The sequence below is a fragment of the Cupriavidus sp. 10L45 genome, assembly GCF_056395225.1.
Map to the genome: position 1 here is coordinate 71,964 of NZ_JBFTJC010000001.1, position 21,676 is coordinate 93,639.

22 protein-coding genes and 1 pseudogene are annotated in these 21,676 nt (G+C 65.7%); 18 read left to right on the top strand and 5 right to left on the bottom strand.

Annotated elements, in window-relative coordinates:
- The first annotated feature begins 26 nt into the window (after positions 1 to 26).
- From AC1DFU_RS00355 to AC1DFU_RS00415, 13 genes are all read left to right on the top strand, one after another.
- On the top strand, positions 27 to 779 hold the full coding sequence (locus AC1DFU_RS00355) for a DUF4088 domain-containing protein (RefSeq protein WP_092295946.1): 753 nt from the start codon (positions 27 to 29) through the stop codon (positions 777 to 779).
- Positions 780 to 1,191: 412 nt separating this feature from the next.
- Entirely contained in the window at positions 1,192 to 1,509 is a 318-nt protein-coding gene (flhD, locus tag AC1DFU_RS00360) for a flagellar transcriptional regulator FlhD (protein WP_010812713.1), read from the top strand.
- Positions 1,506 to 2,111: a flagellar transcriptional regulator FlhC gene (flhC, locus tag AC1DFU_RS00365; protein WP_092295943.1), complete on the top strand. Its 606-nt coding sequence runs from the start codon at positions 1,506 to 1,508 to the stop codon at positions 2,109 to 2,111. Before flhD ends, flhC begins: the two co-directional genes overlap by 4 nt.
- 122 nt (positions 2,112 to 2,233) lie before the next feature.
- The gene (motA, locus tag AC1DFU_RS00370; RefSeq protein ID WP_092295940.1) at positions 2,234 to 3,097 is read left to right on the top strand and encodes a flagellar motor stator protein MotA; all 864 of its coding nucleotides are present in this window, start codon (positions 2,234 to 2,236) and stop codon (positions 3,095 to 3,097) included.
- Between the two features lie 13 nt (positions 3,098 to 3,110).
- Complete coding sequence (gene motB / locus AC1DFU_RS00375; protein WP_092295937.1) at positions 3,111 to 4,106, top strand: flagellar motor protein MotB; 996 nt, start codon at positions 3,111 to 3,113, stop codon at positions 4,104 to 4,106.
- A 61-nt stretch (positions 4,107 to 4,167) separates the two neighbouring features.
- Entirely contained in the window at positions 4,168 to 6,186 is a 2,019-nt protein-coding gene (gene cheA / locus AC1DFU_RS00380) for a chemotaxis protein CheA (protein ID WP_441592653.1), read from the top strand.
- A gap of 33 nt (positions 6,187 to 6,219) precedes the next feature.
- Complete coding sequence (locus AC1DFU_RS00385; protein ID WP_092295931.1) at positions 6,220 to 6,714, top strand: chemotaxis protein CheW; 495 nt, start codon at positions 6,220 to 6,222, stop codon at positions 6,712 to 6,714.
- Positions 6,715 to 6,793: 79 nt separating this feature from the next.
- Complete coding sequence (locus tag AC1DFU_RS00390; protein WP_092295928.1) at positions 6,794 to 7,711, top strand: CheR family methyltransferase; 918 nt, start codon at positions 6,794 to 6,796, stop codon at positions 7,709 to 7,711.
- On the top strand, positions 7,711 to 8,367 hold the full coding sequence (gene cheD / locus AC1DFU_RS00395) for a chemoreceptor glutamine deamidase CheD (protein ID WP_092295925.1): 657 nt from the start codon (positions 7,711 to 7,713) through the stop codon (positions 8,365 to 8,367). Before AC1DFU_RS00390 ends, cheD begins: the two co-directional genes overlap by 1 nt.
- Before the next feature lie 22 nt (positions 8,368 to 8,389).
- Positions 8,390 to 9,466 (top strand): protein-glutamate methylesterase/protein-glutamine glutaminase, encoded by a 1,077-nt coding sequence (locus AC1DFU_RS00400; protein ID WP_441592652.1) that lies wholly within the window; start codon positions 8,390 to 8,392, stop codon positions 9,464 to 9,466.
- 71 nt (positions 9,467 to 9,537) lie between these two features.
- Positions 9,538 to 9,924 carry a chemotaxis response regulator CheY gene (gene cheY, locus AC1DFU_RS00405; RefSeq protein WP_144199859.1) on the top strand — a complete coding sequence of 129 codons (387 nt, stop codon included), beginning with the start codon at positions 9,538 to 9,540 and terminating at the stop codon, positions 9,922 to 9,924.
- A 12-nt stretch (positions 9,925 to 9,936) separates the two neighbouring features.
- Entirely contained in the window at positions 9,937 to 10,572 is a 636-nt protein-coding gene (gene cheZ, locus AC1DFU_RS00410; protein WP_092295916.1) for a protein phosphatase CheZ, read from the top strand.
- Positions 10,573 to 10,764: 192 nt separating this feature from the next.
- Entirely contained in the window at positions 10,765 to 12,114 is a 1,350-nt protein-coding gene (locus tag AC1DFU_RS00415; protein WP_441592651.1) for a M20/M25/M40 family metallo-hydrolase, read from the top strand.
- 20 nt (positions 12,115 to 12,134) lie between these two features.
- On the opposite strand, the gene AC1DFU_RS00420 is transcribed toward AC1DFU_RS00415, so the two are convergent.
- The 3 genes and pseudogenes from AC1DFU_RS00420 to AC1DFU_RS00430 form a co-directional block, all read right to left on the bottom strand.
- Positions 12,135 to 13,085 (bottom strand): ABC transporter substrate-binding protein, encoded by a 951-nt coding sequence (locus AC1DFU_RS00420; protein WP_477159840.1) that lies wholly within the window; start codon positions 13,083 to 13,085, stop codon positions 12,135 to 12,137.
- 143 nt (positions 13,086 to 13,228) lie between these two features.
- Positions 13,229 to 13,864, bottom strand: coding sequence for a maleylacetoacetate isomerase (gene maiA, locus AC1DFU_RS00425; RefSeq protein ID WP_441592650.1), 636 nt, complete (start codon positions 13,862 to 13,864; stop codon positions 13,229 to 13,231).
- 85 nt (positions 13,865 to 13,949) lie between these two features.
- Positions 13,950 to 14,477, bottom strand: a pseudogene (locus AC1DFU_RS00430) (thioredoxin family protein); the annotation flags it as partial.
- 238 nt (positions 14,478 to 14,715) lie between these two features.
- On the opposite strand from AC1DFU_RS00430, the gene AC1DFU_RS00435 reads away from it, so the two are divergent.
- The 5 genes from AC1DFU_RS00435 to AC1DFU_RS00455 all read left to right on the top strand — a co-directional run bounded on the left by AC1DFU_RS00435 (position 14,716) and on the right by AC1DFU_RS00455 (position 20,602).
- Positions 14,716 to 15,459 carry a response regulator gene (locus AC1DFU_RS00435; protein WP_092295903.1) on the top strand — a complete coding sequence of 248 codons (744 nt, stop codon included), beginning with the start codon at positions 14,716 to 14,718 and terminating at the stop codon, positions 15,457 to 15,459.
- On the top strand, positions 15,456 to 16,784 hold the full coding sequence (locus AC1DFU_RS00440) for a sensor histidine kinase (protein WP_441592649.1): 1,329 nt from the start codon (positions 15,456 to 15,458) through the stop codon (positions 16,782 to 16,784). Before AC1DFU_RS00435 ends, AC1DFU_RS00440 begins: the two co-directional genes overlap by 4 nt.
- Positions 16,785 to 16,882: 98 nt before the next feature.
- Positions 16,883 to 17,590: a YceH family protein gene (locus AC1DFU_RS00445; protein WP_441592648.1), complete on the top strand. Its 708-nt coding sequence runs from the start codon at positions 16,883 to 16,885 to the stop codon at positions 17,588 to 17,590.
- 205 nt (positions 17,591 to 17,795) lie between these two features.
- Complete coding sequence (locus AC1DFU_RS00450) at positions 17,796 to 19,583, top strand: sensor histidine kinase (protein WP_441592647.1); 1,788 nt, start codon at positions 17,796 to 17,798, stop codon at positions 19,581 to 19,583.
- A 155-nt stretch (positions 19,584 to 19,738) separates the two neighbouring features.
- A complete protein-coding gene (locus AC1DFU_RS00455) occupies positions 19,739 to 20,602 on the top strand; it encodes an oxidoreductase (RefSeq protein WP_441592646.1) in 864 nt (287 codons plus the stop codon).
- Positions 20,603 to 20,642: 40 nt separating this feature from the next.
- Here AC1DFU_RS00455 and AC1DFU_RS00460 read toward each other — a convergent pair whose 3' ends face one another.
- Together AC1DFU_RS00460 and AC1DFU_RS00465 are read right to left on the bottom strand one after the other, a co-directional pair.
- Positions 20,643 to 20,924 (bottom strand): type II toxin-antitoxin system RelE/ParE family toxin, encoded by a 282-nt coding sequence (locus AC1DFU_RS00460; protein WP_441592683.1) that lies wholly within the window; start codon positions 20,922 to 20,924, stop codon positions 20,643 to 20,645.
- Between the two features lie 9 nt (positions 20,925 to 20,933).
- Entirely contained in the window at positions 20,934 to 21,401 is a 468-nt protein-coding gene (locus AC1DFU_RS00465; RefSeq protein ID WP_177219945.1) for an antitoxin PaaA2 family protein, read from the bottom strand.
- Positions 21,402 to 21,676: the final 275 nt, after the last annotated feature.

Here is a 21,676-nt window from a genome sequence, read left to right on the forward strand (position 1 = left end):
GGGGCGCGTTTGCATGCGATGACATCATGACTACCGATATCAACCTGTCGCTGTCGGCCGAAGCCACGGCAAGGCTGCGCGCGGACTTCGACGCCTTTGTAAAAGTTTCCACCGGCATCGATCCGCAGTTCGTGCCGCCCGCGTTCGACGACTTCCTGCGGGCGCGGCTGATGCAGCAGGACGGCCCGCTGACCGAGCGCGCCGTGATGCGGCTGCTGGCCAGCGGCGAGTACGGCTGGGCCAAGAAGGTCTTCGACAAGCAGCTCCCCAACGCGCTGGCGGCGCTGATGCGCGACGCGCAGCGCTTCGGCTTCGGCCTGGCCATCCAGCCCGACTGGACGCCGCAGCAGCGCGTGGAGCACGCGCGCGAGTGGGCCACGCAGATCCTCACCGAGGCCGGCGCCGACGCCGCCTTCACCGAAGCGCTGGCCGCGCAGATTTCTGCCTCCGCCATCGACATCCGCACGCTGGAGGAACGCATGCGCACCCCGGCGTGGCGGATATCCGACAGTCTTCGCCAACGCGCGTATGACGTCATGTACGCGTTGCAGACTGAGCAGAGCGAGGCGCTGGGCCGCAGCAAGGTGGGCGAGATGCGCGCGCTGCTGGGCCTTGCGTTGGAGTACGGCTCGGTCAGTGCCGATGAGGCCGCACGCATGCTCGAGCAAGTGGAGCGTGCGCGACCCCAGCTGTTCCGCGAGGCGCCTGACGACGTCTTCGCGCGGCTTGCCGCATGGTTGCGGCGCGTGTTTAGCCAAGGCGCGATGGTTCGTCAATAGTGGAATCTGCGGGGCGCTGTTTGGCCATGTCATGTCCACCGCACAAGGCGTGTATCCGTTTGGTACACGATGCGTTACGTGCTTGAGCACGCTTGATGTAAACCACAAGCAGGCGTGTGCTGGTGTTACAAATTCGGCGGGCCATGTCTTTTCCATGCGACATTTGCTGGACCCCAACTCAAGTAGGGATTGGCATTCCGGGCCGATTGCCGATATAAACGTAACAGTTTCACTTACACTCTGTAACAGATGTAACGTTTCTGAGAGAAGGTGTAACCGGGCGAAGTTCTTTCGTAGTACGTCGTACCCATCGAACACGCACTAAACGATCTGGTCGCCGGCAAGGTCCTCACGGACACGAAGCTGGTAAGCGCCGGACAAGCGGTCGAAGGGTTTTGGTAGCGGGGAAAAATTGGAAAGCAGTGAAGTTCTCCAGGAGATCAGGGAGGTCAATCTCGCCTATCTTCTGCTCGCGCAAAGACTGGTGCGCGAAAACCAGGTGGAAGCCATGTTCAGGCTTGGCGTCAGCAAGGAAATTGCCGACATTCTTGCCAAACTGACCTCGGCGCAACTCGTCAAGCTGGCAGCATCGAACATGGTGCTGTGCCGTTTCCGCTTTGACGATCATGCGCTGCTGTCCACGCTCACCCACACGGCCAAGAGCCATGATATGCAGCAGATCCACGCTGCTATCCTGCTGGCCCGGCAACCTGTGGAGTCGCTCAATTGACCGCGCTCCTACAGGCCCAGCCGGCCCGCAGCTTTACGGCCACACCGGCACCTAACCGGAAAAGCGTCCTGCAGGACGCGAACCAGACCCAGCTCGCCATCGAGCTGATTGGCCTGGGCGCGCGCCTGCAGGTGCTGGAAGCCGAGACTACGCTCTCGCGCGACCGGTTGATCCGCCTCTACAAGGAGCTGCGGGGCGCCTCGCCGCCCAAGGGCATGCTCCCGTTCTCGACAGACTGGTTCACCACCTGGCTGCCGAATATCCATTCGTCCCTGTTCTTCTCCGCGTACCAGTTCATGGTGCAGGAAGGCGAGACGTCGGGCATTCGTGCAGTAGTGGCCGCTTACCGTCTGTACCTCGAGCACGTTTCGCTGCTGGGCGGCGAAATTGTCTTAAGTTTCACCCGTGCCTGGACGTTAGTACGGTTTTTCGAGAGCAATATGCTGCAGCTTTCCTCGTGCACATGTTGCGGCGGACAGTTCGTCACGCACGCTTATGAGCCGCACGCGAACTTCGTGTGCAGCCTGTGCCGTCCGCCGTCGCGTGCTGGGAAAGTGAAGAAGCTCTCGAAGGACGCCGCAGCCACGCAGACTGAAGCCTGATCCATCGGGCCAGACGTCCGCGCGGCAATCGGGCTCCCCGGGACGGGTGAGCGGTGACCCCGCTCGCCCCTACAGGATGCCCGTGCGTGCCTGACGCGTGTTTTTCAGACGGGGATCCGATCGTGCTAGTAGTTATTGGCTATGTCGTCGTGGTGGCATCGGTGCTGGGCGGTTATGCCATCACCGGCGGCCACATGGGCGCGCTTTATCAACCGGCGGAGCTCATCATTATCGGCGGTGCCGCCTTGGGCGCCTTCGTGAGCTCCAACAGCGGCAAGGCCATCAAGGCCACCATGAAGGCCATGCCGATGCTGCTGCGTGGCTCGAAGTACAACAAGGAGTTGTACCTCGACATCATGGCACTGCTGTACGTGCTGCTCTCCAAGGCCCGCCGCGAGGGCATCCTGTTCCTCGAGAAGGAAATCGCCGACCCGGCGGCCAGCAGCGTGTTCAGCCAGTATCCGCGCATCCTGGCCGATGCGGTGATGATGGAATTCCTCACCGACTATCTGCGCATGATGGTCAACGGCAACATGAACGCCTTCGAGATCGAGGCGCTCATGGACCACGAAATCGAAACGTACCGCCACGAGGCCGAGATTCCCGCCCATGCGCTGTCGCGCGTTGGCGACGGCCTGCCGGCCTTCGGCATCGTGGCCGCGGTGATGGGCGTGGTGCACGCACTGGCCTCGGCAGACCTGCCGCCGGCCGAGCTGGGCGCCCTCGTGGCCCACGCCATGGTCGGCACGTTCCTCGGCATTCTGCTGGCGTACGGCTTCGTCTCGCCGCTGGCCTCCCGCGTGGAGCACCAGGTGTCCGAGAGCGTGAAGATGTACGAGTGCATCAAGGTCACGCTGCTCGCCTCGCTCAATGGCTACGCGCCGCTGGTGGCGGTGGAATTCGGCCGCAAGGTCCTGTACTCCACGGTGCGGCCGTCGTTCCTCGAGCTCGATGACCACGTCCGCGAAGTCAAGAGCCTGACCTGACCGGAGAGACGTCATGAGCAGCGCCCAGGATCTGCGTCCGATCATCATCCGCAAGGCCAAGTCGCACGCCAAGCCGCATGGCAACCACAGCTGGAAGATTGCCTACGCCGACTTCATGACGGCGATGATGGCCTTCTTCATGGTGATGTGGCTGCTGAGCTCGGTCTCGCCGAAGACGCTGGAAGGCGTAGCGGAGTACTTCCGCACGCCGCTGAAGGTGGCGATTGCCGGCGGCGACAAGAGCAGCATGTCGAAGAGCGTCATTCCCGGCGGCGGCAAGGACGTGCAGGCCAAGGACGGCGAGGTGATGCGCGCGCAGACCAACGATCCGTCCGACGCCCAGCGCCGGCGCGACCAGATGGACACCGAGCGCCTGCGCGCCCTGAAGGGCCGTCTCGAACAGATCATCGAGAACAACCCGGTGCTGCGCCAGTTCCGTCCGCAGCTGCTGCTGGACATCACGAGCGAAGGACTGCGCATCCAGATCCTGGATACGCAGAACCGGCCGATGTTCCGCACCGGCAGCGCCGCGGTGGAGCCGTACATGCGCACCATCCTGCGCGAGATCGGCCCGGTGCTGAACGAGATGCCGAACAAGGTGAGCCTGTCCGGCCACACCGACTCGGCCACGTACATGATGGGCGAGCGCGCGTACAGCAACTGGGAGCTGTCGGCGGACCGTGCCAACGCCTCCCGCCAGGAGCTGATTGCCGGCGGCATGCAGGAAGGCAAGGTGCTGCGCGTGCTGGGCCTGGCGGACACCATGCCGCTGGAGAAGAAAGACGTGCTGGCCCCGGTGAACCGCCGCATCAGCATCGTGGTGCTGAACAAGCGGGCCCAGGCGCAGTTCGAATCCGAAAACGCGAGCGCGGCCGAAGTGTCCGTGCAGGCGCAGAAGGGCCGTGCCGCAGAGGAGTTGCAGGCACAGGTGGAGCAGGCGCAGGCAGCATCCGCGCCGGCGGCCAGGCCGTCCGGCAGCGGCGCTGCAGGCAAGGGCAAGATCGAATGAGGCGTGCCGCCCGTCACAGGGCGGCACATCTTCCAGAGCAATTTAGCGAGTCAGGACGGTCATGTCTGTCGATATCGATATCACGCAGTTTTATCAGACCTTCTTTGAAGAGGCGGAAGAACTGCTCGTGGAAATGGAGCAGCTGCTGCTCGGGCTGGACATCGGGTCCCCCGATTCGGAAGAGCTGAACGCCATTTTCCGTGCCGCGCACTCCATCAAGGGCGGCGCCGCCACCTTCGGCTTCGCGGCACTGACCGCGACCACCCATATTTTCGAGAACCTGCTTGACCGTACGCGTCGGCGGGAACTGGCCCTCAACCGGGTCATCATCGACACCTTTTTGGAAACCAAGGACGTGTTGCAAGATCAGCTCAACGCCTACCGCAACGGCACCGAACCCGATCCGGAAACGCTGGCGCGCATCTGCGCCGTCCTGCAGCAGCTGGCCGAGGAAGCCGGCGGCGAGCCGGGCCATGCGCCGGTGGCCGCTGCCGCTCCGGCCCCCGTGGCCGCCGCACCCGCTGCCGGTGGTGGCGCTGGTAACCTGAAGATCAGCCTGCTCAAGGTATCGGCCGGCGACCAGGCGCTGCTGCGCGAGGAAATCGCCAACCTGGGCGAGATCACCGGCCAGCAGGAAGCCGATGGCGACCTCGTCATCTGGCTGAACAGCCAGTGCAGCGCCGACGACATCATCGCGGTCTGCTGCTTCGTGATCGACGACAAGCAGATCACCGTGGAAACCGTGGCTGCTGGCGCTGCGCCGGCCGCCGCCGCAGCACCCGCCCCGGCCCCGGTGGCAGCGCCGGCACCTGTAGCCGCTGCGCCGGCCGCCGCCGCGCCTGCCAAGGACAAAGAAAAAGAGAAGGCCAAGCCGGCCGCCGGCGCCGCCGCGCCGGATTCCGGCTCGATCCGCGTGCCGACCGAGAAGGTCGACCAGATCATCAACCTCGTGGGCGAACTGGTCATCACGCAGTCGATGCTGGCACAGACCGCTTCGTCGCTGGACCCGGTGCTGTTCGACCGCCTGTTCTCGGGCATGGGCCAGCTGGAGCGCAATGCGCGTGACCTGCAGGAAGCGGTGATGTCCATCCGCATGATGCCGATGGACTACGTGTTCTCGCGCTTCCCGCGCCTGGTGCGCGACCTGGCCAGCAAGCTCGGCAAGCAGATCGACCTGGTCACGTTCGGCAAGGCGACGGAACTCGACAAGAGCCTGATCGAACGGATCATCGACCCGCTGACCCACCTGGTCCGTAACAGCCTGGATCACGGCATCGAGACCCCCGAAAAGCGCGTGGCCGCCGGCAAGGAGCCGACGGGCCAGCTGATCCTCTCCGCGCAGCACGCGGGCGGCAACATCGTCATCGAAGTGAGCGACGACGGTGGCGGCCTGAACCGCGAGCGCATCCTGGCCAAGGCGATCCAGAACGGCCTGCCGGTGTCCGAGAACATCAGCGACGAGGAAGTCTGGCAGCTGATCTTCGCGCCGGGCTTCTCGACGGCCGAGGTGGTCACCGATGTGTCCGGCCGCGGCGTGGGCATGGACGTGGTCAAGCGGAACATCCAGGAAATGGGCGGGCACGTGGAAATCGCGTCGCGCCCGGGCAATGGCACCACCACCCGCATCGTGCTGCCGCTGACGCTGGCGATTCTGGACGGCATGTCGGTGCGCGTGGGCGAGGAAACCTTCATCCTGCCGCTGAACTGCGTGATGGAGTCCCTGCAGCCGAAGTCCGAGGACGTGCACACCGCCGCCAACGGCGAGCGCGTGATGAACGTGCGTGGCGAATACCTGCCGCTGCTGGAGCTGCACAAGGTCTTCAACGTGACCGGCGCGCTGCAGGAGCCGACGCAGGGCATCGCCGTGATCCTGGCCGCCGAGGGCAAGCGCTTCGCGCTGCTGGTGGACCAGCTGATCGGCCAGCACCAGGTGGTGCTGAAGAACCTCGAAACGAACTATCGCAAGGTGCCCTGCATCTCGGCCGCCACGATCCTCGGCGACGGCAGCGTGGCGCTGATCGTGGACGTGGGCGCGCTGCAGCGCACCGGCGTGCGCCGCCAGGACGCGGTTGCACAGTAACTGACAGCATAGCGACAGCAAAGGAGCACTGACATGGCCGGCATCGGACACATCGATACCCAGGCGGGCGAAGCCTCTGGCCAGGAATACCTGGTCTTCACGCTCGGCACCGAGGAATACGGCATCGATATCCTGAAGGTGCAGGAGATCCGCAGTTACGAGACCGTCACCCGCATCGCGAACGCCCCCGGCTTCATCAAGGGCGTGACCAACCTGCGCGGCGTGATCGTCCCGATCGTGGACCTGCGCCTGAAGTTCGACCTCGGCAACGTGCGCTATGACCACCAGACCGTGGTGATCATCCTCAACGTGGCGGGCCGTGTGGTCGGCATCGTGGTGGATGGCGTCTCGGACGTGCTCACGCTGACCGGTGACGATATCAAGCCGGCGCCGGAGTTCGGCGTGTCGGTGTCGAACGAGCACCTGACCGGCCTCGGCTCGGTGGAAGGGCGCATGCTGATCCTGATCGATATCGAACGCATGATGACCAGTTCCGAGATGGAGCTGGTGGAAGCCGAACTGGCCTGATCGGGCTAGCCGGCAGATCGCCCCCGAAGTCTCATTAGATTTACCCGCCGCGACCCGGCACTCCACGAAGATACACACCATGACGCCGCTCCGTTCTTCCTCCAGCGCCATCGGGAAGCCAGGCGCGGTTGCCGCCCCCGCCGCGCCGGTGCTGGCGCCGCTGCGCGACGACATGCGTGACTTCCTGCTCACCGAGCATGATTTCGAGAAGGTGCGCGCGCTGATTCACAAGCGCGCGGGCATCTCGCTCGGCAGTCACAAGCGCGAGATGGTCTACAGCCGGCTCGCGCGGCGCCTGCGCTCGCTGGGGCTCGCCGATTTCGGCAGCTACCTGGCCCTGCTCGAGTCCGATGATCGCTCCCAGGAATGGGAGTTCTTCACCAACGCGCTGACCACGAACCTGACCTCGTTCTTCCGCGAGGCGCACCACTTCCCGCTGCTGGCCGAGCATGCCAAGAAGGTTGGCCGGCCCTACAGCGTGTGGTGCGCGGCGGCCTCGACGGGCGAGGAGCCGTACTCGATCGCCATCACCCTGGCCGAGGCACTCGGCGACCGCGCCGGTTCGGTGCTGGCCACCGACATCGACACACAGGTGCTGGCCAAGGCCCGCGCCGGCGTGTACACGGCCGAGCAGGTGGGTCGGCTCTCGCAGGAACGGCTGAAGCGCTTCTTCCTGAAGGGCACCGGCGCACGTTCGGGCTCGGTCAAGGTCAAGCCGGACCTGGCGTCGACGATCGCGTTCGAGCCGCTGAACCTGCTGGCGCCGGAATGGGGATTGCGCGAGAAGTTCGACGCCATCTTCTGCCGCAACGTGATGATCTACTTCGACAAGCCGACCCAGGGCCGCATCCTGGAACGGTTTGCCCCGTTGCTCAAGCCGAATGGCCTGCTGTTCGCCGGCCATTCCGAGAATTTCTCGTATGTCACGCGCGCGTTCCAGCTGCGTGGGCAGACGGTATACGAACTGGCCGGCAAGGGCGGCAGCGGAGGTGCATGATGCGTACGCCCCAGATGCCGGAAGCCATTGCCACGCGCAAGTATTTCGACCGCGAGTTCGGCAAGCAGGCCATCAAGCTGCTGCCGAACGAGTACTACGTGAGCGGCGAGGACGTGGTGCTGACCACGGTGCTCGGCTCTTGCGTGGCCGCCTGTATCCGTGACGAAGTGGCGGGCGTGGGCGGCATGAACCATTTCATGCTGCCGGACGACGAGAACGCCGGGCCGGACCGCATGCTGTCCGCCTCGATGCGCTACGGCTGCTACGCGCTGGAAGTGCTGATCAATGAACTCCTGAAGATGGGCGCCCGACGCGAGCGCCTGGAAGCCAAGGTTTTTGGCGGCGGCGCGGTGCTGGCGAACATGACGACCCTCAATATTGGGGATCGGAATGCCGATTTTGTATTGAAGTACCTGAAGACCGAAGAGATTCGACTGGCGGCGCAGGATCTGCGTGGCCCGCACGCGCGACGGGTGAGTTATTTCCCGCGCAGTGGCCTGGCGCTGGTGCGCCGGCTGACACGACAAGACGATACGGTAGGCGTGGAACGCGAGGAGCGTGCGCTGGCACGCGCGATTTCCACCTCCACGAAGGCGCCCGTACGAGGCGCAGTGGAATTGTTCACGCGGCAGGCCACGGCAAGGGTGCCGACCTGAAAATGAGACGTAGAGACCAGATATGACCGCCGCGAAGATCAAGGTGCTGTGCGTGGATGATTCCGCGCTTATCCGCAGCCTGATGACCGAGATCATCAACAGCCAGCCAGACATGGAAGTGGTGGGCACCGCCCCCGACCCGCTGGTGGCGCGCGACCTCATCAAGCGCCTGAACCCGGACGTGCTGACGCTGGACGTGGAAATGCCGCGCATGGACGGCCTCGACTTCCTCGAGCGCCTGATGCGCCTGCGGCCCATGCCGGTGCTGATGGTGTCGTCGCTGACCGAGCGCGGGTCCGAAATCACCATGCGCGCGCTGGAGCTGGGCGCGGTGGATTTCGTCACCAAGCCCAAGCTGGGCATCCGCGACGGGCTGATGGAGTACACGGACACCATCGCCGACAAGATCCGCGCGGCGTCGCGCGCCCGGGTGCGGGCCCCCCGCGCCGAGGGCGCGGCCGAAGGCGCCCCGCCGGCGCCGCTGCTGCGCACGCCGTTGCTGTCGACGGAAAAGCTGATCATCGTGGGCGCGTCCACGGGCGGCACCGAGGCCATCAAGGAATTCCTGATGCCACTGCCGCCGGACTGCCCGGCCGTGATGATCGTCCAGCATATGCCGGCCGGCTTCACGAAGTCGTTCGCGCAACGGCTGAACGGCCTGTGCCGCATCACGGTCAAGGAGGCCGAGCACGGCGAGCGCGTGCTGCCGGGCTATGCGTACATCGCGCCGGGTGACTCGCACCTGTTGCTGGCGCGCAGCGGCGCCAACTACGTGGCGCACCTGTCGCAGGAAGCGCCGGTGAACCGGCACCGCCCGTCAGTCGACGTGCTGTTCGACTCCGCCGCCGTGCATGGCGGCAAGAACGTCACGGGCGTGATCCTGACCGGGATGGGCAAGGACGGCGCGCGCGGCATGCTGCGCATGCGCGAGGCCGGGTCCTACAACCTTGCGCAGGACGAGCAGTCCTGCATCGTGTTTGGCATGCCGAAGGAGGCCATCGCCACCGGCGGCGTGCATGAAGTAGTGCCCTTGCATTCGATGAGCCAGCGCGTCATGGCGCACCTGGCCACCTTCGGTGCGCGGGCGCAGCGCGTGTAGGGCACCGACCCTGGGCACGCGCCGGGCGCAGTTTTCGTATTTGTTATCCACAACCGTATTGGAGCCGTATAGTGGACAAGAACATCAAGATCCTCGTGGTCGACGACTTCCCGACCATGCGTCGGATCATCCGTAACCTGCTCAAGGAACTCGGTTTCACCAACGTGGAAGAAGCCGAGGACGGCGCCGCCGGCCTGGAGAAGGTGAAGGACGGCAGCTTCAATTTCGTCGTGTCCGACTGGAACATGCCGAACATGGACGGCCTGACCATGCTGCAGTCGATCCGCGCGATTCCCGAGATCGCCAAGACGCCGGTGCTGATGGTGACCGCCGAGGCCAAGAAGGAAAACATCATTGCTGCAGCGCAGGCTGGCGCCAATGGCTATGTGGTGAAGCCGTTCACCGCGGCGACGCTGGACGAGAAGATCACCAAGATCTTCGAGAAGCTGGGTCAGTAAGAGGGGCACGACATGTCGACGACTCAGACTTTCAGCAATGAATCAGCCGATCAGATCATCCATCGCATCGGCAACCTCACGCGGATGCTGCGCGATAACATGCGGGAGCTGGGGCTCGACAAGGAAATCGAGCGGGCCGCACAGGCCATTCCTGACGCGCGCGACCGCCTGAGCTACATCGCCGCCATGACCGAGCAGGCCGCCGAGCGTACGCTCACGGCCGTGGAACTGGCGCAGCCGCTGCAGGAAGACCTCGAAGCCCGCGCCAACGCGCTGGACAAGCGCTGGGACGCGTGGTTCGAGACGCCGGTGGAACTGGGCGATGCCCGGGCCCTGGTGCTCGACACGCGCGAGTTCCTGACCGAGGTGCCGCAGAAGGCCAAGGCCACGGGCAGCCACCTGCTCGAGATCATGATGGCCCAGGACTTCCAGGATCTGACGGGTCAGGTCATCAAGAAGATGATGGACATGATCCGCTCGCTGGAGCAGGAACTGCTGCAGGTACTGATCGACAACGTACCGGCCGATCGTCGCGTGGAAGCTCCGCCCACGCTGATGAACGGTCCGCAGATCAACCCCGAGGGCAAGGCCGACGTGGTGTCGGACCAGTCGCAGGTGGACGATCTGCTGGCAAGCCTGGGCTTCTGAAGCCACATCAGGTCATGGCAGGATGCAACGGGACAATCGCGTCGGGCGATTGTCCCGTTTGTTTTTGGAGACGGTCCCGCGAGCACATCGCCGCATTCGCTGGCAGAATGTGATCGCTCCCCGGCTTCGCGGTACCGAGCAGGTCCCGGGCCGGGTTTTTGTGTCGTATCACTGCCAGAGGATACTGTCGCCATGCCAGCCCGTTGCCGTACCGTCTTCGCCCGTCACGTCGTCCCGTTCGCCACGCTGGCCTTCGCCGGGGTCGCCTCCGCACAAACGCTGACGGTGCCGCAGGTCTCGCCCCAGGTTGACAGCACCTATACGCGCCTCGAGGCCTCGCCGGTGGTGAAGAAGCTGCTCGACGACGTGAAGGCAGACGACGCCCGCGCGCTGACCGAACTGAAGACGATGACGGAGATTCCCGCGCCGCCGTTCAAGGAGTCCGCGCGCGCGCAGTATTTCGTATCGCGCCTGAAGGCGCTGGGGCTGACCGATGCGCGCATCGACGCCGAGGGCAATGCCATCGGTATCCGCAAGGGCACTGGCAACGGGCCCAAGTTGCTGATCTCCGCCCACCTCGACACCGTGTTCCCGCAGGGCACCGACGTCACCGTGAAATCGCGCGACGGCAAGCTCTATGCGCCCGGTATCGGCGATGACACGCGCGGCCTGGCCGTGCTGCTGTCCTGGCTCAAGGTGCTCAACGAGAACAACGTCCGCACGGTGGGGGACATCGTGTTCGTGGGCAACGTCGGCGAGGAGGAACTCGGCAACCTGCGCGGCATGAAGGCAGTGTTCCGCGATCATCCCGATATCGACGGCATGATCGGCCTCGAACCGGGCACCGGCGAGCGCGTGCTGACGCAAGGCACCGGCAGCCATCGCTACGAAATTACGTTCCGTGGCCCGGGCGGCCATAGCTTCGGCGCGTTCGGCCTGCCGAGTGCCATCCACGCGATGGGCCGCGCGATCGGCAAGGTCAGCGATGTCCGCACGCCGACGGACCCCAAGACCACGTTCACGGTCGGCACGGTGGGGGGTGGCACATCGGTCAACGCCATTGCCGGAGATGCCAAGATGGCCATCGACATCCGCTCCAACGGCACGCCGGCCCTGCTCGAAACCGAGAAGCACATCATGTCCGCCATCGCATCGGGTGTGGCTGACGAGAACGGCCGCTGGTCGCCCACCAAGGGCAATGAGATCACCTTCCAGGCAAAGCAGATCGGCGACCGGCCGGCAGGCCAGACCGCCACGGACTCGGTCATCGTGCAGTCGGCCGTGCGCGTGATCAAGGCTAACAGCAAGGAAGCGCCCAGCCTGCGCGGCGGCAGCACCGATGCCAATGTGCCGATGTCGCTCGGCATTCCGGCGGTTATCCTCGGCAGCGGCGGCAAGTCGGGCGGTTCCCACTCGCGCGACGAATGGTTCGATCCGACCAATGCCCATGAGGGTGCGCAGTGGGCACTCACCACGGTGCTCGGGCTGGTCGGCGTGGAAGGCGTGAGCGAGCCCTTGCTCGCCAAGCGGCCGACGAAGTAGGGCGCTGCCCCGGATCGCTGTCAGGCGGGCAGTCCGAAGCGGGTGTCGAACGTCGATGCCACTTCGAGCCGCTGCTTCAGCAATCCGGATTTGAGGTAGAAGTCGGCGGTCTGCTGCTGGATGGCGACGAGGCTGGCATCGATCGGCTGCCATGTTGTATGGCGTCGCTCGAACTGCAGCCGCGCCGCCTCCGGCGAGATGCCGATGATGCGCGCCAGCGTGGCGGAGAACTCCGCCGCGTGTTCATAGGACCAGACCTGGGCGCGCACCACGCGCTGGAGGAAATCGGCCAGGACCGCGCGCTTGGCAGCGAGCGCCGCGTCGGTGGCGGCGAGATAGCTGAGCCCCGACCACAGGCCACGCCCGCTGACGAGTACCCGGGCATGGCCGCTGGTCTCCGCCATGGCCGTGTACGGTTCCCAGGTCGCCCACGCATCGACGGAGCCATTGGTCAGCGCGAGCTTGGTATCGGCTGGAGGGAGGAAGCGGATGTTGGCGTCCTCGGGTTTCAATCCGGCTGACGCCAATGCCTTCAGCGTCACGAAATGGCCAATCGAACCCCGGTTCGTGCYGATGCTCTTGCCTTTGAGGTCAGCCGCGGTCTTCAGCGGTGAATCGGGCCGCACGAGGATGGCGGTGCCATAAGGGTCCGACCGGTTGGCGCCAATCAGCTTGATCCGCGTCCCCGCCGCGAGTGCGAAGATCGCCGGCGCATCGCCAATCGGCCCGCAATCGACCGCCCCCGCATTGAGCGCCTCCGCCAGCGGCGCGGCGGCCGGGAACTCCGTCCACTGGATATCGTAGCCAATGCCCTTGAGTGCATCGGCGGATTCGAGCAGCGCCCGCAGGCCACCCTTCTGGTCCCCCGCCTTGAGGACAGGGCGCGACTGCCCACGCGCGGTGGAAATCAGCACAGGAGCGGCGGCAAGCATGGCGCCATAGCGCAGGAACTGGCGACGGGAAGCGGTCATCGGAATCCGTTCGAACAAGGCCGGACTGGCCAACAGTCCAAGACCCTACGCCGTGCCCCCGACGATGCGAACGAATGTTTTCGCGCTTTGTTATGCGGGGGCGGGAGCTTCCCGGAACGCCCCGGTCCCCTAGCCATCTCCCGCTACCGCCGCGCCGCCGGTGCGTTCTCCGCAAACGCCTTCACGTCCCGCAGCCGATCCACGATTTCGGCGATGTGTGGCCATTGCTCCAGTTCGACGCCCGCGCGCTCCGCGTTGATCGCTTGGGGGAAGAGGAAGATGTCGGCGATTGTCGGCGTGTTGCCGGCCACGTAGGGGCCGGTGCGGCGGGCGGCGAGGCGGGCTTCCACGGCGGTCAGGCCTTCCAGGATCCAGTGGCGGTTCCACGTCACCACGCCCGTCGCGCCCATCCCGGGCATCTTGCCGAGGTAGGCCGCCACGCGCGGTGGCACCAGCGCGTGGATTTCGCTGGCGATGGCCAGGGCGATCGAGCGGGAGAAGGCGCGGCCCGCGCCGTCCTTGGGCAGCAGCGGTGGCAGCGGGAAGCGCTCGTCGAGGTACTCCACGATGGCCAGCGACTGGGTCAGCAACTCGCCTTCGTCGGTCTGCAGCGCCGGCACCAGTCCTTGTGGATTGATGCCGAGGTAGTCCGCCTGCCGGTTCTCGGCACCGTCGCCCAGGATGCCGACGGTGACCACCTCGACCTGCACCCCCTTCATGGCCAGCGCGATACGCACGCGCGATGTGGCCGACGAAATCTCGTTCGCGTAAAGCTTCATGCTGAATCTCCTTGGATTGGCCGTCGGGTTACTGCGCCGGTGCCGCTGCCGCTGCCGGTACTGGCGCCGCTGCCGCACCAGCCTTGGCTTCCTTCAGCAGCGTCTGGATGATCTGCTCGGACTTCTCGTAGTCCCCTTCGCCCACGTGGTAGTGCCGGATGCGCCCGTTCGCGTCGATGAAGTACAGCGCCGGCCAGTAGTTGTTCTGGAAGGCGCGCCAGATCTTGTAGTCGTTGTCGATGGCGATGGGGTAGGTGAGCTTGAACCGCTTCAGCGCGTCGCGGACGTTACCCACGTCCTTTTCGAACGGAAACTCGGGCGTATGCACGCCGATCACGGTCAGCCCCTGGTCCTTGTACTTCTCGGCCCAGCTGCGCACGTACGGCAGCGTATTGATGCAGTTGATGCACGAATAGGTCCAGAAATCGATCAGCACGACCCGGCCGCGCAGTTGCGCCATGTTCAGCGGAGGCGAGTTGAGCCAGGTCGTCGCGCCGTCCAGGGGGGGCGCCGGGGCGTCCGTGCGGGCGGCGCGGGCGTCGCTCAGGCCGGGAAACTGGCCGTTGGCCAGGCTGACGCCGACGGCGGCAAGCGCCGCCAGCGCCATGGCGCCAAAGGTGCGGCGCGTGAAGGAAGAGGGGGTGGTCATGGCAGTGCGCTCCGTTCGGGTGGTGTATGGTCGCTATCAGACACCGTGCGCGTGTACCGGATGTATCGCCCGCCGGCCGCCAGGTAAGGTATTGTCTGCCCGGCTTGGCCAGATACACTGGCATACAAAGGGAAGTGCAACCAATCGCCAGAGCGGGCAAACTCCGCTCATCGCCACTGAAATCTACCAAGAGCGCCGCCAGATGGACGCCCATATCGACCATATCCTTGTTGTTGACGACGACCGCGAAATCCGCGAGCTGGTGTCCACCTACCTGACCCGTAACGGGCTGCGGGTGACCATTGCGCCGGACGGCCGCCACATGCGGACCTTCCTGGAGTCGAACGTCGTCGACCTGATCGTGCTGGACATCATGATGCCCGGCGACGACGGCCTGACGCTGTGCCGCGAACTGCGCGCCGGGAAGCACAAGAGCACCCCGATCCTGATGCTGACCGCCCGCAGCGATGAGACAGACCGGATCATCGGCCTCGAAATGGGCGCCGACGACTACCTCGCCAAGCCGTTCGCCGCGCGCGAGCTGATGGCGCGGATCAAGGCGGTGCTGCGGCGCACCCGGATGCTTCCGCCCAATCTCCAGGTGTCCGAGGCGGGCCGGCTGCTCACTTTCGGCGACTGGCGTCTCGACACCACCGCCCGCCATCTGCTGGACAAGGACGGCACTGTCGTGGCCCTGAGCGGCGCCGAGTACCGGCTGTTGCGCGTGTTCGTCGACCATCCGCAGCGCGTGCTGAACCGTGACCAGCTGCTGAACCTGACGCAGGGCCGTGACGCCGAGCTGTTCGACCGCTCGATCGACCTGCTGGTCAGCCGCCTGCGCCAGCGGCTGGGCGATCACGCCCGCGAGCCGATCTACATCAAGACGGTGCGCAGCGAGGGCTACGTGCTGGCGATGCCCGTCGAGATCACCGAGGCACGCGAATGACCACGGCCGCCCTGGTAGCGCCGCAGTCGCGGGTGCGCTGGTGGCCCGGCACCCTGAGCGCACGGCTGTTCCTGATCCTGCTGGCGGGGCTGGTCATCGCCTATGCGATGTCGTTCACGGTGCTGTTCATGGAGCGCTACGTCACCGCGCGCACGGTCATGCTGGGCACGCTGGAAAACGAAGTGGCCACTTCCATCGCCATTCTCGACCGCCTGCCCGCCGCCGAGCGCCCGGACTGGATCCACCGGCTGGACCGGCCGACGTACCGCTACGTCCTCGGCCCGGGCCTGCCGGGCGTGCCCGACATGACCATGCGCGCCAAGGACATCGCCAACAAGATCGAGGAGGCGGCTGGGCAGCGCTTCCCGGTCCGGGTCGAGATGATTCCGGGCGACGGCAAGCGCCTGCAGGCGCACCTGACACTGAGCGACGGCAGCCCGCTGACTATCGACGTCCATCCTGCCATGGCACCGCTGGCGCATTGGCTGCCCTATGTGATGGTGGCGCAACTCGCGCTGCTGGTGCTGTGCAGCTGGTTTGCGGTGCGGCAGGCCATCCGGCCGCTGGCGACGCTGGCCGATGCGGCGAACACGCTCGACCCGAACCAGACCACGCCGCGCATGAGCGAGACCGGCCCGAGCGAGGTGGCCCACGCGGCGGTGGCGTTCAACGCCATGCGCGACCGCATCGCCCATTTCGTGGAGGAGCGCGTGCGCATTCTCGCGGCCATCTCCCACGATCTGCAGACCCCCATCACGCGCATGAAGCTGCGTGCCGAGATGGCCGAGGAGTCTGTCGAGAAGGACAAGCTCATCAGCGACCTGTCCGAGATCGAGCGGCTCGTGCGCGAGGGGCTGGCCTATGCGCGCAGCACGCACGTCGATGGCGAAGCCGATACGCGTATCGACATCGGCTCGTTCCTGGAAAGCCTGGTCTACGACTATCAGGACACTGGCAAGGCCGTGACCATGGAGGAATGCGTGGGCGGGACGATCGTCACGCGCCCGCATGCCCTGCGGCGCATCCTGACCAACCTGATCGACAACGCCCTGAAGTTCGGCGGCGCGGCCGAGATCGTCGCCCGGCGCGACGCCGATGGCGCCCTGCGGCTGATGGTGATGGATCGCGGCGCCGGCATCCCGGAGGAACAGCTCGATGCGGTGCTCCAGCCGTTCTATCGCGTGGAGGCCTCGCGGAACCGCGATACCGGCGGTAGCGGGCTGGGGCTGGCCATCGCGCAGCAACTGGCGCAGGCGCTCGGCGGCAAGCTGGCGCTGCGCAATCGCGAAGGCGGCGGACTCTCCGCGGAGGTGATCCTGCCTTGATGGCCTGATGCGCCGCGCGGGCGGCAGTTGCATCGTCCCCGCGCTTGCGATCCAATGGGCGCCTTCGCGTGATCACGCCCCTCACCTTGATGTCATCGATGAATGCCAATACAGAAATCCAGGCGCGGCCGCCGCTGCGCGCGCTGACGGCGCTGGAAGGCCGCGTGGTCGCTGTGCTGCTGGAGAAGCAGTACACCGTGCCGGACACCTATCCGCTCTCGCTCAATGCGCTGGCGTCGGGCTGCAACCAGAAGACCGCGCGGTCGCCGGTGATGAGCGTGTCGGAGGACGAGATCCTGACGGCCATCGACGGCCTGAAGTCGCTGAGTCTGGTGTTCGAGGGCAGCAGCAGCCGGGTGCCGCGCTTCGAGCAGAACATGGCCAAGGTGCTTGGCGTGCCGAGCCAGTCGGCGGCGCTGCTGTCCACGCTCCTGCTGCGCGGCCCGCAGACGGCGGCGGAGCTGCGCCTCAACACGGCGCGCCTGCACGCCTTCGCGGATATCTCGTCCGTGGAGGGCTTTCTCGATGAACTCGCCGAGCGCAATCCGGCCCTCGTTATCCGCCTGCCGCGCGCCCCGGGCGAGCGGGAGAGCCGCTGGATGCATCTGCTCTGCGGCGAGGTCAGCGTGGCAGACCTGGCGGCGCCGCGCGGGGCGTCGGCGCCGGAAGGCGGCTCGTCTTCGGAACTCGAAGCGCTGCGCATCAGCCAGCGCGAGCTGGCCGACAAGGTGGCGCGGCTGCAGGCCCTGGTCGAAGAGATGGCCGGGCAGCTCGGCATCGAGGTGGAACCCGGGCGGCTCGGCTAGCCTGCCACCTCCGCCCACTCAGCCTCAGCTCCCCGCTAGATGGCAGTTGCGTTAAACCCGCCGCCCCGCCAACGTGGGGGTGTTGCGGGGAGGAATCAGTCCGCGCGCGCGGGCGCCGTTATCGGCACGGCGTAAAAGGTTCGATGCTATAAAGGGGCGTCGGCCGTCACACGGCCTTGTTTGCCTGCGCCCTTCCGGAATCCTCATGAGCCAGCCCAGTGGCGACATCCAGTCCGCCATGGTGCGACTGCTGTATCGACAGTCGCATGGGGTCCTGTTCGCCAACTTCGTGATTCCGGTGGCCATCGTGTACGCGCTGCGCCACAGCGCATACATCGGGCCGCTGCTGTGGTGGATGGCGATGGTCTATGCCGTCACGCTTGCGCGCATTCTGCTCTCGACGGTGTTCTATCGGCATGAGTCCAGCGCCACGCCGCGCGCCTGGGCTAACCGCTTCGCAGCGATGTCATGGGTATCGGCGGCGTTGTGGGGATGGGTCGGCTCGACCGCGCTGTTCCCGCCGGGCGCCGAGTGGACGGCTTTCGCCTGCATCGTCCTGGCCGGCATGACGTGCGGCGCCGTGCCGGCGCTGTCCGCCCAGCCACGCATCTACGTCGGCATGGTCTTGCTCATGAGCGGCCCGTTCATCGTCCATTGCGCGATGCGGCCGGAGCCTATCTACAACGTTTACGCGGCATTCGGGGTCGCCCTGGTCGTCGTGAACAGCTATTTCAGCCGCGTCACGTATCACACCCTGCTGACCGGGGTGAAGCTGCGCTTCGAGAATCTCGCCCTGATCGGGCAGCTCGAGCATGAGCGCGACCGGGCAACCGCGGCCGACATGGCCAAGACGCGCTTCCTGGCCGCCGCCAGCCACGACCTGCGCCAGCCGGTGCATGCGCTCGGGCTGCTTTCCGCCTCGCTGTCGGCGGTGGCGGAGCGTGGCGATGTCCGCGCCGATGCGGCCACGCAGATCAGCCGGCGCCTGAACGGCACGCTCGACCGCATGGGCGGACTGCTCGACGGGCTGCTGCACGTGTCGCGGCTCGACGCCGGCCTGATGCCGGCACGGCGCCGGCCGTTGTCCCTCGGCAAGCTGCTCGCCGAACTGCGCGACGAGTATGCCGAGCAAGCCAGCCAGCGCGGCAGCACGCTGCGCGTGCGGGTCGCCCAGGCGTGGATCGACAGTGACCCCGAGCTGCTGCGGCGCATCCTGGACAACCTGTTGAGCAACGCGCTGCGCTACGCGCCGCAGTCGCGCATCGTGGTGGGCGCCCGGCGCCGGCCCGGCGCGATCGAGATCCAGGTCTTGGACAGTGGGCCCGGCATTGACCCCTCGCAGCAGGCGCTGGTCTTCGAGGAGTTCGCCCAGTTGCCCAATGTGCAGAGCGAACACGGGCTGGGCCTCGGTCTCGCCATCGTGCGTCGGCTGGCGGACCTGCTCGGCCATCCCGTGAAGCTGCGCTCCACGCCCGGCCGGGGGAGCAACTTCTCGGTGACCGTGCCACTGGCGCGCGATGTCGAGCCGGAAGCGCCGGCCCTGACCAGCGCCGAAGGTCGCGCCCCGGCGGACCTCCAGGCGCGCTATGGCGTGATGCTGGTCGACGACGATCCCCAAATCCTCGCGGCGCTGGGCGACCTGCTCGCGTTCTGGGGCCACACGGTCTATGCGGGCGCCACGGTCGAAGCCGTCTGCGCCGCCCACCAGCGCGCGCGCATCGCCGGCCCGGCCCCGGTAGACCTGATCCTGGCCGACTACCGGCTGGCCGCGCAGGTGACCGGCCGGCAGGCCATCGCGTGGCTGCGCGAGTACCTCGACACCGAGGTGCCGGGCCTGATCGTCACCGGCGACACGGCGCCGGACCGCCTCAAGGCGCTCCACGCCAGCGGCTTCCGGGTGCTGCATAAGCCGATTGCCGCCCCGTTGCTGCGCCAGGCGATCGTCGAGACGGTACGTGGCGACGCGATGGCCGAGAGCCTCCATTCCGGCTAAGGTCGATTCACAACCAGTAGTTGCTTTTCATGTAATCCACATCACCATTGTTTGTGGAAGTCTGACTACCTACCATGGGTCTCAACGGTAACCGACACGCCGCGACGATCGCAGCGAAGGCCGGAACCGAGCCAACCCAATCCCAGGAGTCAGTCATGTCCGATTCGAAGCAATCCCAAAGCAAGGTCTGGTTCATTACCGGTGCGTCGCGCGGTTTCGGCACGCTGTTTGTCCGCAACGCGCTGGCACGCGGTGACCGCGTCATCGCCACGGCGCGCAATCCCCAGGCCATCGTCGATGCCATTGGCGACCAGCCCGGCCTTCTCGCGGTCAAGGTCGATGTGACCAACGAATCGGACGCCGTCGAGGCCGTGCGCCAGGGCGTGGCCTGCTTCGGCCGGATCGACGTGCTGGTGAACAACGCCGGCTACGGCGTGCTCGGCGCGGTGGAGGAGACCAGCATCGCCGAAGCGAAGGCTAACTTCGACACCAACGTCTTCGGCATGCTCGCCGTCAGCCGGGCCGTGCTGCCGCAGATGCGCCAGCAGCGCAGCGGCCATGTCATCAATATCTCGTCGCTGGGCGGCTACTCGGCCTATCACGGCTGGGGCGTCTATGGCGCCTCGAAGTTTGCGGTGGAGGGGCTGACCGAAGCCATGTCCCAGGAGCTGGCCCCGCTGGGCATCCACGCCACGGTGGTCGAGCCGGGCTTCTTCCGCACGGACTTCCTGAACGACAACTCGCTGGTTGCCACCAAGACCGAGATTGCCGACTACGCCGAGACGGTGGGCGCGATGCGCGTCTTTGCTGCTGGTGCCAACCACAACCAGCCGGGCAACCCGGAGAAGCTCGCCGAGGCGATGCTGCAACTCGTGGACAGCGACCATCCCCCGCTGCGGCTGCCGCTGGGCACCGACGCCATCGCCCGCATCGAACAGAAGCACAAGTTCGTGGAAGCCGAACTGGCCGCATGGCGCACCCTGGCTGAGTCGACGGATCACGCGGACGTGGTGCGGTAAGGCAGCCGGGTTAGCGGTCAGGCATGGCCGCCAACCCGCGCTAAGTGAGACGCCGACGCTGCTGACGCGTACCAACGATACGCAGGATGTGAATGACCTCCTCCTGCGGATGCCATGCGTAGACCAGCACGTGTTCGCGATTCAAGATAATGTGTCGTGTACCAGGCACTTTTCCGGCGGGATACATTGCTGGAAACCTGACAAGCGCTTCGAGGCGATCGGCAATGAGCAGGTTCAGGTTCACGGCGGCCAACCGGTTGTCAGCGGCGATGCGGTGGAACAGGGCCTTGCGTTCCTCCCGTGCGGTCGTTGACCACTCCACCCTCAACGGTCAACTCCCCCGGTTCGAATCGCGGGCGATGCTGGCCAGCAGCGCCTCATTCTCTTCCGCCATTTCCCGCAATACGACTTCGTGCGGCACGCGCGGCCGGGAATCATCTAACCCCGCCTGCACCTGCCCCTTAAACCACCGGTCATAAGCTGCCGCCTCATGGGCCGCGCGCATGCGCTCGGCGGCGTCCAGGCGGGGACGGGCGACGTGGGTGCCAGGCTGGAACGCCGTGGCGTCGACTTCGAATTCTGCTATCTGCATACGGACGAGAAAGTTGACCAACGTGTCGAGCTTCGGCCAGACGCGGACGTTGCCGCGCCGGACCACCAGGGTGCTCTCGCTCGTCCCGTATCGGACCACGATCCGCCAGCCGCCCGTCTGCGCCACCGCGCGTACGCGCTGCAGGCTGCCGGAGGCGGACAGTTTTTCGAGCATCGTCTGGTCGATGGTGGCCGTCTGTGCCGTCATGGCATATCCCCTCAATTGTGATCGATACGGGGAATATGCTACCAAACATCTATTGGCTGGCAGCCGATCCACTACAAAACGCGAGATTTGCGAAAGCCAGGCCCAGACTACCCGGACTGCCGGCAAAGACTGTCGAATTGCTGTTGAGATCACATGTTTGGTGCAATCTTTAACGAAAACACATCATTGCGTGGTACCGGCAAGACATGGCAAGATGGCCGCCCGATCGGTGCCAAAACGACGCCGGAGTGGCCGCCACCGCACCTTTGCCCTAA